Origin of the sequence: Desulfogranum marinum (genome assembly GCF_963675105.2) — a bacterium.
Lineage (GTDB): Bacteria > Desulfobacterota > Desulfobulbia > Desulfobulbales > Desulfobulbaceae > Desulfogranum > Desulfogranum marinum.
The window spans coordinates 1,176,401-1,190,422 of record NZ_CAXXRO010000002.1 but is presented as its reverse complement, the minus strand read 5'-3'; the positions used below and the strand labels follow the sequence as shown (position 1 = coordinate 1,190,422).

Annotated in this window: 15 protein-coding genes; 11 read left to right on the top strand and 4 right to left on the bottom strand. The window is 46.5% G+C overall.

Translation table 11 applies throughout. The features are described 5' to 3' along the window. Positions 1-44: 44 nt before the first annotated feature. A complete protein-coding gene (locus ACHZCY_RS06110; RefSeq protein ID WP_205224073.1) occupies positions 45-1,430 on the top strand; it encodes a sigma-54 interaction domain-containing protein in 1,386 nt (461 codons plus the stop codon). Between the two features lie 78 nt (positions 1,431-1,508). Here the strand turns inward: ACHZCY_RS06110 and ACHZCY_RS06105 are convergent, their stop codons facing one another. Beyond that, positions 1,509-1,943: a hypothetical protein gene (locus ACHZCY_RS06105; protein WP_205224072.1), complete on the bottom strand. Its 435-nt coding sequence runs from the start codon at positions 1,941-1,943 to the stop codon at positions 1,509-1,511. Between the two features lie 482 nt (positions 1,944-2,425). Between ACHZCY_RS06105 and ACHZCY_RS06100 the strand changes: the two genes are divergently transcribed. The 8 genes from ACHZCY_RS06100 (at position 2,426) to ACHZCY_RS06065 (ending at position 6,928) form a co-directional block, all read left to right on the top strand. Then, positions 2,426-2,857, top strand: coding sequence for a NifB/NifX family molybdenum-iron cluster-binding protein (locus tag ACHZCY_RS06100; RefSeq protein WP_319548191.1), 432 nt, complete (start codon positions 2,426-2,428; stop codon positions 2,855-2,857). A 23-nt stretch (positions 2,858-2,880) separates the two neighbouring features. Further along, positions 2,881-3,183 carry a hypothetical protein gene (locus tag ACHZCY_RS06095; RefSeq protein WP_319548190.1) on the top strand — a complete coding sequence of 101 codons (303 nt, stop codon included), beginning with the start codon at positions 2,881-2,883 and terminating at the stop codon, positions 3,181-3,183. Between the two features lie 166 nt (positions 3,184-3,349). After that, positions 3,350-3,721, top strand: coding sequence for a hypothetical protein (locus ACHZCY_RS06090; protein ID WP_319548189.1), 372 nt, complete (start codon positions 3,350-3,352; stop codon positions 3,719-3,721). A gap of 18 nt (positions 3,722-3,739) precedes the next feature. Continuing rightward, positions 3,740-4,579 (top strand): ATP-binding protein, encoded by an 840-nt coding sequence (locus tag ACHZCY_RS06085; protein WP_205224069.1) that lies wholly within the window; start codon positions 3,740-3,742, stop codon positions 4,577-4,579. 14 nt (positions 4,580-4,593) lie between these two features. Further along, on the top strand, positions 4,594-5,499 hold the full coding sequence (locus tag ACHZCY_RS06080) for an ATP-binding protein (RefSeq protein ID WP_319548188.1): 906 nt from the start codon (positions 4,594-4,596) through the stop codon (positions 5,497-5,499). Between the two features lie 32 nt (positions 5,500-5,531). Further along, positions 5,532-5,906, top strand: coding sequence for a NifB/NifX family molybdenum-iron cluster-binding protein (locus ACHZCY_RS06075; RefSeq protein WP_319548187.1), 375 nt, complete (start codon positions 5,532-5,534; stop codon positions 5,904-5,906). 134 nt (positions 5,907-6,040) lie between these two features. Then, positions 6,041-6,400, top strand: coding sequence for a NifB/NifX family molybdenum-iron cluster-binding protein (locus ACHZCY_RS06070; protein WP_205224066.1), 360 nt, complete (start codon positions 6,041-6,043; stop codon positions 6,398-6,400). Between the two features lie 84 nt (positions 6,401-6,484). Beyond that, positions 6,485-6,928: an iron-sulfur cluster assembly scaffold protein gene (locus ACHZCY_RS06065; RefSeq protein ID WP_205224065.1), complete on the top strand. Its 444-nt coding sequence runs from the start codon at positions 6,485-6,487 to the stop codon at positions 6,926-6,928. A 362-nt stretch (positions 6,929-7,290) separates the two neighbouring features. Here ACHZCY_RS06065 and ACHZCY_RS06060 read toward each other — a convergent pair whose 3' ends face one another. From ACHZCY_RS06060 to ACHZCY_RS06050, 3 genes are all read right to left on the bottom strand, one after another. Continuing rightward, positions 7,291-9,216: a molybdopterin biosynthesis protein gene (locus ACHZCY_RS06060; RefSeq protein WP_205224064.1), complete on the bottom strand. Its 1,926-nt coding sequence runs from the start codon at positions 9,214-9,216 to the stop codon at positions 7,291-7,293. Between the two features lie 258 nt (positions 9,217-9,474). Further along, positions 9,475-10,713, bottom strand: coding sequence for a molybdopterin molybdotransferase MoeA (locus ACHZCY_RS06055; protein WP_205224063.1), 1,239 nt, complete (start codon positions 10,711-10,713; stop codon positions 9,475-9,477). A gap of 472 nt (positions 10,714-11,185) precedes the next feature. Then, positions 11,186-11,887, bottom strand: coding sequence for a HesA/MoeB/ThiF family protein (locus tag ACHZCY_RS06050; RefSeq protein ID WP_319548186.1), 702 nt, complete (start codon positions 11,885-11,887; stop codon positions 11,186-11,188). Between the two features lie 275 nt (positions 11,888-12,162). Between ACHZCY_RS06050 and ACHZCY_RS06045 the strand changes: the two genes are divergently transcribed. Both ACHZCY_RS06045 and ACHZCY_RS06040 read left to right on the top strand, forming a co-directional pair. After that, the gene (locus tag ACHZCY_RS06045; protein ID WP_205224061.1) at positions 12,163-13,074 is read left to right on the top strand and encodes a helix-turn-helix transcriptional regulator; all 912 of its coding nucleotides are present in this window, start codon (positions 12,163-12,165) and stop codon (positions 13,072-13,074) included. Positions 13,075-13,120: 46 nt separating this feature from the next. Next, positions 13,121-14,011: an ABC transporter substrate-binding protein gene (locus ACHZCY_RS06040; protein ID WP_205224060.1), complete on the top strand. Its 891-nt coding sequence runs from the start codon at positions 13,121-13,123 to the stop codon at positions 14,009-14,011. The last annotated feature ends 11 nt before the right edge of the window (positions 14,012-14,022 follow it).

Sequence of the window (14,022 nt, the reverse complement as noted above, 5' to 3'; positions counted from 1 at the left end):
GTGAAGTAAACGTTGCAGCCCATGCGTGTGAAACGGTTATTTACATGAAAAAAGAGAACAATGTGTCGGGAAATGTCACAGAAACGATTTTGGAGAGTATTTCTGATGGCGTTTTTACTGTGAATCATGAATGGCGAATTATGTCCTTTAACCGGGCCGCCGAAGAAATAACCGGTATATCCCGTGAAGAGGCAATTGGGCGCTATTGCTGGGAGGTATTTCGTTCCAATATGTGTGAGGGCGATTGCGCGCTTAAGCGGACCATGAAAGAGGGAAAAGCTTTTGTCAGTACCTCTACCTATATTATTAACAGTGAGAAAAAACGGATCCCTATCGGTGTTTCCACAGCTCTTTTGAGAGACGAGCAGGGTAAGACCCTTGGTGGTGTGGAAACTTTTCGAGACAACACCTTGGTTGAAGAGCTCCGTAAAGAGTTGAGCGGCAATTTTAAACTGGGTGATATGGTCAGTTCCAGTGCATTGATGAAAAAGATCTTTGCAACGCTACCATTGATTGCCGAAAGTGATAGTACGGTTTTAATCGAGGGCGAAACCGGAACCGGTAAGGAAATGATGGCCAGGGCACTGCATGAGTACTCGCTCAGGCGAGAGAAACCATATTTGGCGATCAATTGCGGAGCACTGCCGGATACCCTGCTTGAATCGGAATTGTTTGGCTATAAGGCAGGGGCATTTACCCATGCCGTTAAAGATAAAGAGGGTATTTTTTCCGCTGCAGCAGGGGGAACAATTCTTTTAGACGAATTAGGAGAGACAAGCCCGGCCTTTCAAGTCAAACTATTGCGGGTGCTGGAAGAAAAGGCCTTTCAGCCACTTGGCAGTGTGAAAAAGCAGCCTGCTGATGTTCGTATTTTGGCTGCAACCAACCGGGACCTTACAGAACTGGTGAAAACCGGCGCTTTTCGTCAGGATCTTTTTTACCGGGTCAATATTGTCCGGATCGCTCTGCCGCCATTACGAAAGCGAAAGGAGGATATCCCACTTCTTGCGCAGTGCTTTGTAGACAAGATGAACCGTCTGCGAAGCAAGGCTGTTTCCGGATTGAGTGAGCAGGCCCTTGAATTGCTCATGTATCACGATTTTCCAGGAAATATTAGAGAGTTGGAGAATATAATCGAACATGCCCTGATTCTTTGTTCCCAAGGGGCGGTTGAGCGGGAGCACCTGCCTGCTTATTTATTACAGGGAAAAAATCCTACGTCCCAAACAGATGCAGATGCGTCTTCCATGCAGTCGGCTGTTGCTACAACAGAACTTGAGTTGATCGAGGCTGCACTCAAGCGAAACAATTATAATCGAACCGCTGCGGCCAAAGAACTGGGGATGCACAAGAGTACTTTGTTCCGTAAAGTGAAAAAGCTTGGCCTTGAACTGCCCCAGGTTGATGGACGATATGCGCGCAAAAGCTGAACAAGAAACGGGATCTGCAAAACAGGTCCCTTGCTCTTGGGGACGTCATATCGGGATCGGTATCGTCTGTTTGACGTGTTACCGAGGGAGATGCTTTTTTATTGTTGGGTAATGGGTGACGGTATCGCAGACCAGCGAACGTGCCTGGTGGTAATCAAGCAGATTATCCTGAACAGCATTTTGTAACTGCAAAAACAGCTGATGAAAGAACTCGTTATTTTTCTTCGCTAATCGCAGGAGTACCTTTTTGCTGCTTTTGGGTGGCGGAGTCAGGTGAAACAACTGTGCATGTGCAATGGCTGGAAGCCTGATGCCAAATTTTGCAGCAAGAAATTCTGTTATTTTTTGTGCTTCAGCATGGGAAAATTTTTTTTGTTTAAGATTACTTGCTACAGCATTCGTAATGTTCCAGGCTTGCTCTTGCCGGTTTTTATGAATGTAATAATCCCTTAATTCCGTTTCGACTTTTTTCTTATCTTTTTCAAACGCTGGTTTTCTTATATCATAAATCATGGTCACCTCTTCGGCCATTCGTTACTTTTTTACTCTATCAATCACCCTCACAAGAAGAAACAATCCTTCAGGGTATTCTACTTATTTAATCACTATCTCTTTAAATAACCTGTAAAAGTTGATGATGACCTGTTGCAGAATTAATGATGAACAGAGCAAAAGGCTTTTTTGAAAGGTGTTTTTTCTGTTGGTTACCCGCAATTGTATGTTTGCAAACATGCGACGGTGTAGGGTCGCATGGGGGTGTATGGTTGCATCTGTAGGGTAGCTTGTTCTCCGCTCAACTGTGCTGATTTTCTGCGTATAATTTTTTATATGATAAATAATATATTTTTTCTGTGTATCAGTTTTTTGGTTATTGTTCAAGATATCAAATGGTTATATGTTTTTAATGGAGGCCGGTTAAGGCTGTTCCCATATGGCATGGGCCTGTTTTGTTAAGCGAAAAAAAGTATTGGCATAATGCTTGCTTTGTTAAAGCCATGGAAACACAAGCCCCACGATCTAGAGTTGCCATCACGGTATGGGAAGACCGGGTTTCACCTGTCTTTGATGCAGCTAATACGCTGTTGATTGTAGACATAGTCGATGCCCAGGTCATAGCTACCCGCTACCACCGGTTTGACCCAACATTGATATCCCAACTGATCCATATACTAAACGATCAAGGGGTCATGCTGCTCATTTGCGGAGCTGTTTCTGAGGGACCGGCTAAGTTATTGGAAGCCGCCGGTTTGGAACTTATCCCTTTTATAGCCGGCAATATAGCCGAAGTACTTGCCATGCTGGTGCTGGAAAATCCGGTTTGGAGAGAGTTGAAGATGCCTGGCTGCGGTCGAGATATTTGTTGTCGTGGAAAAATACGACATGGCAGAGAAATTAAAGTAACGCATCCGGACAGCATCTTTAAATAATCGTTGAGGAGAGGAACAATACCATGGCTGAGAACAAAGGTGCCTTGGTCACAAAATCTGATGTTGAAGTACAGACTAGACAAACAACATCACCCTTGCCTGGCCGGATCGGGAATGTTGAGCCGAATTTTCGGCCCCCGGTGCCGTCTTCCGGCCGTATACTTAGCGCCTTGTCTTCTCTGGTATTGAGTGTTGCCCGGTGGATAGATGCAAGCTCTGGGAAAACAGATGTGAGCTCGAGGAGAAATACTGGGCAAAGTTTGGAGCGACGAGGCAATTGCGGCAGAGGTCGCGGACAGGGAAGAGGACGTTGTTTTAGAAATTAATTAGCGTCCCCCAAAAAAATTATTTCAGGTCGATAGCGGCGTTATGCTGAAAAAATTTTCGTATGGCTTAAAGACGGTCGTGACCCTGCTTTCAACCGAAGACCTCATTTTGGGAAAGACACTAATAGGTTTTAAATATACATAGTTTGCTAAGGAGTTATTAGGCGTGAGGATATTGTTGGTATATACAGAAGATACGGACTTACAATCGTTTAAGGACATATTGGAGCAGCATGCTGATATTGAGTTAGTGGAAAACCATGATACCTCTTCTGCTTTGCAGATGATTAAGGACGCAAAGGTTGATGCGGTTGCGGTGGGCGAACAATTGGCTGATATGAGTGGTATCGAGTTTGTCGAGGCCTTGGTCAAGGTGAATCCTTTTGTAAACACTGCTCTTTCAAGTGCGCTCCCACCTCGTGATTACCATGAGGCGACCGAAGGCCAGGGGGTGCTGGTGCAGTTAGCAGTACAACCTGGCAAAAGTGATGCGGAGCTGTTTGTCGAAAAGTTAAAGAAAGTGGCAAGTCTGCTATAGCTGTAAGAGAGAATGACCATGATAATTAGTGTAGCCAGCGGAAAAGGCGGGACAGGAAAAACAACGGTTTCTACCAACATGGCTTTGGCGATTGACCGTGATGTGAATTTTCTTGATTGTGACGTCGAGGAACCCAATGCTCACCTTTTCCTGAATCCTGAAATAGAAAAAAGTGAATTGGTGGACACCCCGGTACCGAAAGTAAACCTGGAACTTTGCAACCAATGTCGTAAGTGTATGGATATCTGTAGGTTTAATGCCATCACAGTGGTTGGTGAAAAGGTGCTGGTGTTTTCAGAACTGTGTCATAGTTGCGGAGGATGCATGTTGGTTTGCCCGGAAGGGGCGATCACGGAAATTGGTCGCGAGCTTGGAACAATAGAATATGGCAAAACCGATCATATTACCTTTACCCATGGCAAAATGCGTATCGGAGAGGCAATGTCACCGCCATTGATCAAAGAAGTGAGAAAGAGTGTTAACCCTGAAGATCTCACTATCATTGATGCGCCTCCCGGCACCTCATGTCCCGTAATAGCGGCCATTAATGGAGTTGACTTTGTCCTTATGGTGACCGAACCGACTCCTTTTGGACTGCATGACTTGAAATTGGCGGTTGAAGCTGTCAAGCTGCTGGGGATACCGAGTGGTTTGGTTATTAATCGGTCTGATCTTGGTACACGAGACGTGTACGACTACGCTCAGGAACAGAATATACCTGTTTTGTTGGAGATCCCTTTTGATCGTAAAATAGCGGAAACATATTCCCGCGGAAAGACTATTGTTGAAGCAATGCCTGAGTGGACGGATAAATTTCAGAAGCTTTTTTACGATATAGAGCAAATTGTTGAATCATAACTAAGAGAAGTTTGATGCGTGAACTTGTGATTTTAAGTGGAAAGGGTGGAACTGGTAAAACGAGTCTTACTGCTGCCTTTGCCTCTCTGGCGCAAAATAATGTGATATGTGACGCCGATGTGGATGCGGCCGATCTTCACTTGCTTGCCCAACCAGAGGTAAAAACGACAACAGATTTTATGGGTGGCGGAATTGCGGAGATTGTTACCGACTCTTGCATCGAGTGCGGCACCTGTCGCGAAGTCTGCCGCTTTGACGCCATTGACGAGAGTTTTACCGTTAATCCAATCAGTTGTGAAGGGTGTGGTGTGTGTGTTGATATGTGTCCTGAAGGTGCTATCGACTTTCCGCCCCAGAAATGCGGGGAATGGTTCATTTCAGATTCACGTTTTGGGCCTATGGTGCATGCACGGCTTGGCATTGCTGAAGAAAATTCAGGCAAACTTGTCAGTCTGATCCGTAAGGAGGCCAGAGAGCTCGCAGAACAAAAAGGACACGACCTTTTGATCACTGATGGCCCTCCAGGTATCGGATGCCCTGTTATTGCTTCAATAAGTGGGGCTACTGCTTTGGTTATTGTCGTTGAACCTACTGTTTCCGGTATTCATGATATGTTGCGGGTGGCTGAGCTGGCTAAACATTTTCAGATACCAGGTATGGTTTTGGTAAATAAATTTGATTTAAATCAAGAGCTAACTGCGTCAATTGAGCAGGAAGCGGCCAAGCTGAATATGAAGGTACTTGGTAGGGTACCGTTTGATACGATTTTTGTAAAATCAATGGTCAAGGGCGTTAACATTTTTGAATATGAAGAAGATTCTCCGACCCTGCAGGCTGTAAGGGGTATTTGGGAGAAAATAGTGAATGCACCGGTGCTCAACAATATGGGTGTGGTGGACTTAAAGGCAACAATTCAATAATAATAAAAAAAGTAAAAGGAAAAAAAATGGTGATGATGAGAGTAGCAATTCCCTCGAATGGTGATGGCGGTTTAGATGGCACCCGTGCCGGTCACTTTGGCCATTGCGATGTCTTTACCTTTGTTGATGTCGAAAACGGGGAAATAAAAGAAGTCTCAACTCTTCCTAATAAGGAGCATGTTCAAGGCGGATGTATGGTCCCGGTTAACCTGCTGGCAGATAATAACGTTAATGCTCTTGTTGTAGGTGGTATAGGCATGCGTCCATTGGCAGGATTTCGTCAGGTTGGAATTGAAGTGTATCATGATGCTGTTCGAGCGGAGATCAAACCCGTAGTTGACGATTTCTTAGCGGGCAAGCTTCCCAAGATTACCGACAACGATGTTTGCGGTGGTGGTGGTCAATAATTTGCTTTGACCCGTCCGGTAAATAAAATGCTTTTGTATTAATTTCAGGGTTTCTCCTACCTCGAAACGCTTGTTTCTTTTCTGAATGTACTGACATTTTACCGGACGGGTCATTTTTTTTTGGAGATAATAAAATGAAGATAGCAATAACTGCAAAAGGTGATACTTTGGACAGCGAAGTGGATCCTCGATTCGGCAGAGCACGTTATATTATGATTGTTGATACTGATTCAATGGCTTTTGAAGCAGTAGATAACACCGTCAATATTAATGCTTTTAAGGGTGCTGGGATTCAGGCTGCAAGCATGGTGAGCGATAAGGGAGCGGAAGTGCTGCTTACCGGCTATTGCGGCCCTAAAGCCTTTCAGACCATTAGTGCGGCAGGGGTTAAGGTTGTCAGCGATATTTCTGGTACCGTTGCCCAGGCTGTTGAGAAAATGAAAAGCGGCGATGTGACCTACACGGATAGTCCCAATGCCGATGGCCATTGGTAAGCAATGCCTGTTGGACTCGAGTAACGGTAACAATGGGTACCGTAGTTTATTGTACCGTCGTGATTGAAGAGGAATGTGTAGTACATGAATGACGAACAGTTTAACGCTATGGTTGATTCAATCCAGGAACAAGTGTTTGAGGATGCCAAAGATGCGTATGGTGTAGTTGGATTTGATCGCTGGCGTAACCCACGTTTTCACGGAAGAATGGAAGATGCCGATGTTCAAGGGCGTATTACCGGAAGCTGTGGGGATACGATGGAAATGTTTTTGAAAATTGAAGAAGATCGTGTCACCGACGCCTCGTATGCCACAGATGGTTGCGGATCAAGTAATGTCTGCGGTTCCTTTGCCGCGGAAATCGCTATCGGTAAGACCGTGGAAGAAATTTTTGACTTGACCGGTGAGGATGTACTCAACAAGATCGGTCAATTTCCTGAGCAGGAAGAGCATTGCGCCTATCTGGCAATAAAGACGGTTCAGGATGCCGTTAATAACTATATGGTCAAGAAGGTACAGTCTAGCTGATTACCCCGACCATGCAGGGAGAAGCAACTTTAAGATTGTTGCTGCTTCTTACGGCTGTCTTGCATAATTGTCAGCCCGTATTTCGCACGAACACTTTGTCATTTTTGAAAAGTTGATTTTTAATCCTCCACCGACCGGTAAACTCACTGTCGCGGCAGCCGGCTGTCTCTAGCAGCGTAGGGCCGGTGGAGATGTCTGCTCACCAGGGCATGAGGCCGGCAAAGGCACAACGGAAACATCCGCAAACGGGGAACACTCTCTTTTATCGTAAAGAAAAGGTGTGTTATACCCCTTTTCTTTTTTATTGTATTCCCTCTTTTGATCAAGCAATTTTATCGCCTTGCCGCACCCGTCAACATTGTTTAAATCTGTACCAATTGGCCGGTTTCCCTGGTCGAATATCCGCCCATGGATTCCAGTGTTTGTTGAAAGGGTTCGGAATTGATGATGGCAAGCAAGGTTTGAATCATCGGTAACTCCAAATAGGCCTCATCAATGAGCAGATCATATCGTTCCTCAGTCACTGGAATAAAGTCGAGTTCCAGGGCTTTGGCAGCACTCATTATTCCCAGTCCCATATCTGCTTTTCCTGAAAGAACGGCTACAGCCACCGCCATGTGCGTATATTCATCATGGTCGTACCCCTGGATATCGTCGGAATCGATGTCGTTTTTGTCGAGTTCGTAATCCAACAGGACTCTGGTGCCGGAACCCGCCTGCCGGTTGATAAAGGTAACATCATCACGAACTAGGTCCGAAATGGTCTGGATAGCTTTAGGATTGCCTTTTTTGATGATAAATCCCTGTTGTCGATGAGCCAGGGTGAAGAGTGAGATTTTACGATCTGCGAGATATTTGTTAATAAAGGCAGTATTATACGTTCCGCTTTCCGGATCGAGTAGATGTGATCCTGCGATATGGGTCATGGATTTCTGCATTGCCATGATGCCGCCCAGCGACCCTACATGGGTGGAGGCCAGGTAATAGGCTGGATTGTGTTGTTGGAGCGAATCTCTGAGTAGATCAAGGCTTAAATCATGGCTACCTGTGCTGAGTATGGTCCGCTCGATTGCTTGTTTGGGTTGGAGCAGCTCAAGCTCAGCCAGACTGCCGCGGGATTCACCCTCTGAGGCTGCATCGATGTGGAGCATGGCATTGGCCCGAGTGAGAGTGGTTATGGCGCCGGACCCTTTTTTCAGGGGAACGGCCACGTAACTGTCCCCAATTTTCCCTGTTATCATGCGCCTGAACTCTTCGATGCCGCTTTGCGAGGGAATATCCTTGGCAAGGATGGCGGGAACGCAAACCGGTTCCGGCAGCGTTATTCCCTGCATCTGTGCAAGCAGTGGCATCACAAATTGCTCAAAGGCAATGATGGCCGAAACCGGGTAACCGGGAATCCCAACAACCGGCTTGTTGGTGACTGTGGCCAGGATGGTCGGTTTGCCGGGCATAATGGTTACGCCGTGAACCAGTATTTCTCCAAGATCATCTATGATTTGGGCGGTATAGTCGGCGCTGCCCGCTGATGAACCGGCATTGACCACCAGCATGTCGGTATCTGTTTCCAGAAGGCTTTGAATGTGGTTTTTTAAGGTTTCGTAGTCATCGGCTACAATGTCAGTGACCCGGACGGTAGCTCCGGCCTTTTCCGCAAGGCCGGCGAGTACCGCCGAGTTAGATTCAATGGTTTTACCTGGTGGAGGGGTCTGGACTGAATCTGTGAGTGGGATAAGTTCCGAACCTGTTGGGATAATCGTAATCACCGGCTTTCTGCGTACTTCTACAGTGGTGCAGCCGGCGGTGATCATGGCTGCTATGTCGGCAGGTTGAATTTGGTGGCCGGTGGGGAAAAGCAGCTCCGTGGCAACAATATCTTCCCCTACTTTACGTACGTGTTGCCAGGGAAATACAGGTTCTCGGATGACTGCTGTGGTGTTGTCGCTGTCCAGAAGGATGTTTTCCACCATGATCACTGCGTTTTTATCAGGTGGCAGAGGGTGCCCTGTATTGATCAAGGCTGCCTGTCCGCCGGCTATATCAAGAGAAACCGGGTTGTCATCGGCAGCGATAAAGGTGTCGGCAGCAACCACTGCGATACCGTCCATGGCGGCAGAATGAAAAGAGGGGGCTGATAGCCTGGCAATGATCGGAGCAGCTGTTATGCGACCGCAGCTATCTTTGACAGGAATGGTTTCCGTATGTGTTGTTAAGCTGGTAAAGTGAGACCAGAAAATGTTCTGTGCGTTTTTTCTGGATTGCATATTCAGGTAAATATTTCGTTTCATGACAGCTCCGGCTGTTGTGATAGTGTTTCTTGGGAAGAGGTAGCCTGCGTTTTTGATTGTTGGTGAAAGGGATGCAGGTGCTCTTCAGTTGGTGCATTAATGGCTATCTTGAATAATTGCTAATTCGTCCAACTTCTTTGTTCCATCCAAAATTTTATCCTCGGAATATGGGTATATGCCTGTGGTAAAATTTTAGATGCGCCTCGAATTTGAACGAATTTTCTAATTATTCAAGACACCCTAATGCCGTATCGCCAATTAAGGAAAAAGCAGTATCGTTGCCTCTACTCCTTTGTCTAACCCTTCAACATCACGGCCAATGGTCAACAGGCCATCAGCCTGTACCAAGGGTTTAAGCAGGCCGGATTTACCATAAATAGGCGTGGCAAGGGGAGGTGCATCCTCGGGTTGGGGAGTTAATTGCACCCTAACGTACTCTTCTCGGCCAATGGTTGATGGAATTTGCTGGCCCGTGATTGCCCGGATTGCCTGGAGCCCCATTGTACAGGGCCGTCCTTGGAACTTATGCAGCAGAGGACGGACAAACAGGTAGAAAACAACCATTGCTGAGGCCACATGGCCTGGTAGGCCAAACAAGGCTTGGTTCCCCAGACTGGCAAGAATAGTGGGCTTTCCCGGCCGAATGGATACTCCGTGAGCCAGTACCCTGGTCTGCGGTATTTGTTCTAGGACCTGTAAGGTGAAATCTCTTCGGCCCACGGAACTGCCACCGGAAAGGAGGAGCACATCCGCCTCTTCAAGTGCTTTTATGCAGGCTTCTTTCATGGTGTTGAGGTCGTCGCCGATGATACCAAGAGGGAGAGGTATACCACCCGCCTCTGTAACAAGTGCAGCCAGGGTGGTTGAATTGATATCGCGTATCTGTCCCGGACCAGGCTGCCGGTTAGGTTGTACAAGCTCGTCACCGGTTGATATGATGGCCACCCGTGGTTGGCGGTACACCGGAATCGATGTAATTCCAAGCCCGGCAAGAACACCAAGGTCTGCTGGACGAAGTTTTCTTCCCTGTTGCAGAACAGCGGCTCCTTCCTGATAATCTTCCCCGGCGCGAATGGTATTTTGTCCCGGAGCTACCGGACGAAAAATTTCTACGGTTTGCTCGTCAAGCTGGTGGGTATATTCCACCATAACCACACCATCACCTTTTTGGGGTAGCTCACCGCCCGTCCAGATACGAAGAGCCTGGCCGGGGCGAAGGGTGTATTGTCTGCCGGAACTGCCCATGGCTATTTCGCCTATCACATTCAGCAGTGCCGGCTCTGACTCAGAGCAGCCAAAGGTATCCTTGGCTCTTACCGCATATCCATCCATGGTGGACCTGGAAAAGGGTGGCAGGTTGTCTCCAGCCAGGATGTCAGTGCCCAGGACACGTTGGTGACCATCTGCGAGCGTTACTTTTTCTGTTGCAATGGGAAGAAATTGTTCAAAAAGCCCGGTGAATTCACTGGAGCTGATAAGCTTGAAAAAACCTTTCATAAGTATATTGATTGCTGTTGTTTTTTGAGGAAAAACGGGCTTGAGCCGTGAAAACTGCCAGGGCGCTGTTTACATTTTACCTGCAGATTGTTGCAGGGTCTTAGTGGTCGCGTTATGCCGGTTACAAATATGATGGGGTATGTGGTTACATCTTTTGAACGTCGTTTTTGCATTAAAAGGGATAAGCCATAAACAGTTCTTCTTTTTTACTGAGAGGAATCGTTTTTTGCAACCATTTCCAATGAATCCGATTAGCCGGGATTGCTCATCAGTTCAGAGGGAATCAGGAGCAAAGTTTTTAGCAATCTATGGTAGATGTTTCTATTCATTGCCAAAATACTGAAGAAAATGATGCGAATCAGCTGACCGTTAGCGAACAGGGAAAAAATATGCAATTCCACCTGAGGGCGCATCACATAATGAAACGGTAGGCAGGTGAGTAAGGCAACCAGCTGTTCAGGAGGATTTCGGTTTAGGGGTGAGTAGCCGGCATATAGTCAAAAGTGTTGTGTTTGAGATCAATCTGGGCCCAGTTGTTGTGCAGTGGTGAAGGGATGCCAAGTAACAGTTTGACAGCTTCGCATGCCTGAAGACTGGCGATGGTTGCTACTGTAAAGGAGAGGACAGAGGGGGGACTTTGCTCAGCAGATTGGTTTGTTTTAGCAGGGAAGATGGCTGCTGCAAGGTTGAACCCGGGAAGCTGGACTCCGAGTTGTCCGTACCAGCTTGTCACGGCTCCATGGACGAGGGGAATGGCAAGCGTGTTGCAGAGATCTGAGAGATGAAATCGGGTTTCTATGCTGTCCAAACAATCGATAACCACACCTATGTCGTGTTTCTTTTTCGGTAAGTGATCTCTATAGTCAAAAGGAATCGCTTTTGGTATACACCCTGTGCCCATATCCAGAATACGTTGCGCAGCCACTTCTGCTTTGTTTTTGCCTTGCGTGGAGTTAAGAGCGTTAATCTGGCGGTTGCAGTTGCTGGGACTGAATGTGTCGGGGTCGTAAATGGTCAGCCAGCCAATGCCGATACGGGCAAGTTCTTCTATAACATAGCCGCCAAGTCCGCCGCATCCGATAACAGCGATATGGCTGCTTGTGAGTATTTGCTGTTGTGCTGCCGTGAGAGCTTCACTGTTTCTTGAAAGTGTTTTCGGAAAAATGCTCGCCATGTCTTTCTCTGGTTATAATTTTATATCCTCCACATATTACTCAATTTAACCAAACTAAAAGTAATATGTAAGGGTGTCAAGCAAATGGTGGGCATAGCGTTTTTCGCGATGAGAGAGTTGCGAGAGCTGTTACCTGTGCAGAAGAGTGTTGCTTATGGTCATTTATGGTTGTTTTTAAAGAAAAAAAGTTAGTTGTTGCTTTTTGGTATTGACTTGTGGGCAATGGAATGACCAATATATGACAGCAATTATATCGAAACAGGCTGGGAGAAACAATGAGTAAGTTGATGACAACCAGAGAAGTGGCGGCATTTCTCAATGTTAATGAAAAAATGATTTATACTTTGGTGGCAGACAAGGAACTACCTGCGACTAAAGTGACTGGAAAATGGCTCTTTCCTCAACATTTGGTTGAGCAGTGGGTGGACAATAATACCACCAATTTTCCCAAGCAGGCTGGACAGCTGCCTGCAGGCAAAGGAGTCATAATCCTTGCTGGTAGTAATGATTTATTGCTGGACCAGGTTATTGCCATGTTTAACGCCTCAATGAAAGGGTGTTTGGCCGTATTTGCAAATGTCGGCAGTATGGGGGGGATCCATGCCTTGCGCCAGGGGCTGTGTCATATTGCTTCCAGCCATCTGGTGCAGGATGACGATAGTGATTACAATTTTCAATTTGCTTTTGAAGAGTTAAAGGCAATGCCGGTGGTTGTTAATTTTTGTAAACGGCAACAGGGGTTGCTTTTTAAAAAGGACAATCCGCTGGGTATTCATGAAGTCGCAGATTTGGGCCGAAAAGGTGTGCGTCTTGTTAATCGTCCTCTTGGGACTGGAACGCGTCTTCTTCTTGATAACGAATTGAAAAAGAGGAATATGGCCGGGGAAAAAATTTCCGGCTACGATTACGAAGTTGCCAAGCACCTCGATGTAGGTTTGGAAATTTTAGCAGGGCGTGCAGACGTCGGCCCTGGGATAGAAGCTGTCGCCGGTGCACTGGATCTCGGTTTTTTGCCGCTGCGCTGGGAACGATTTGATTTTTTAATTTCCCGTCATCTTTTTTTTGAAAAACCCATCCAGCACTTCCTCGGACTTTTGGAGCAGGATGAATTTCAAAAAGCGGTCACGCAAAAGGTGGGCTACGATATAAATCTATCTGGAAAAATGGTATTTCAAGTTGATGGGTGATAATGCTCATTTGTTCATTGGTATATAATTAAAAATAGGAGAAAGAATGAAAAAAATAACAGGGATTATTGCGGCAATGTTGTCAGGCCTCTTGATCAGCCAAATGGCGGTGGCCGAGGAAAAGGTACTGAAAATGTCTACCACTACCAGTACCCAGGCCTCAGGCTTGCTTGATGTCCTGCTGCCGGTTTTGGAAAAAGATACCGGTATCAAAGTTAAGGTTATTGCCAAGGGAACCGGTGCTGCCATCAGAGATGGAAAAGACGGCAACGTAGACGTGATATTTGTTCATGCAAAAGGACGCGAGGAACAATTTGTTGCTGAAGGATACGGTACCAAGCGATACGCAGTCATGCATAATGATTTTGTCATTCTTGGTCCTCAGAGCGATCAGGCAAAGATACATGGTACCAAAGACGCTGCAGCAGCGTTGAAAAAAGTTGCCGAGGCCGGTGCGCCGTTTATCTCCCGTGGTGATGATTCAGGAACCCATACCAAGGAGCAGGCTCTGTGGCAGGCGACAGGTTTACCTATGGAAACAGTGACTGCGGAGATTGTGAAAAAAGGGAAAAAAGTTGAAGTTACCTCTGCCCATCCTGCCGGATCGGGTGAATGGTATTTTTCTGTTGGCCAGGGAATGGGCAAGACCTTGACCATTGCTGATGAAAAGCAGGCTTATACGCTTGCCGACCGCGGTACCTATATCAAATATAAATTCGGCCGCGAAGTACCCATTGATCTCGACGTACAGTGTGAAGGCGATCCGTTGCTGGCAAACCCTTATGGGGTTATCCCGGTAAATCCGAAAAAGCATCCCCATGTTAAGTATGAATTGGCAAAAGAATTTGCCCAGTGGATTACCTCGGAAAAAGGACAGAATGTAATCGGCAGTTATCGTTTGCTGGATAAGCAGCTCTTTTACCCGGACGCACTGTAAGTAACAGGGGA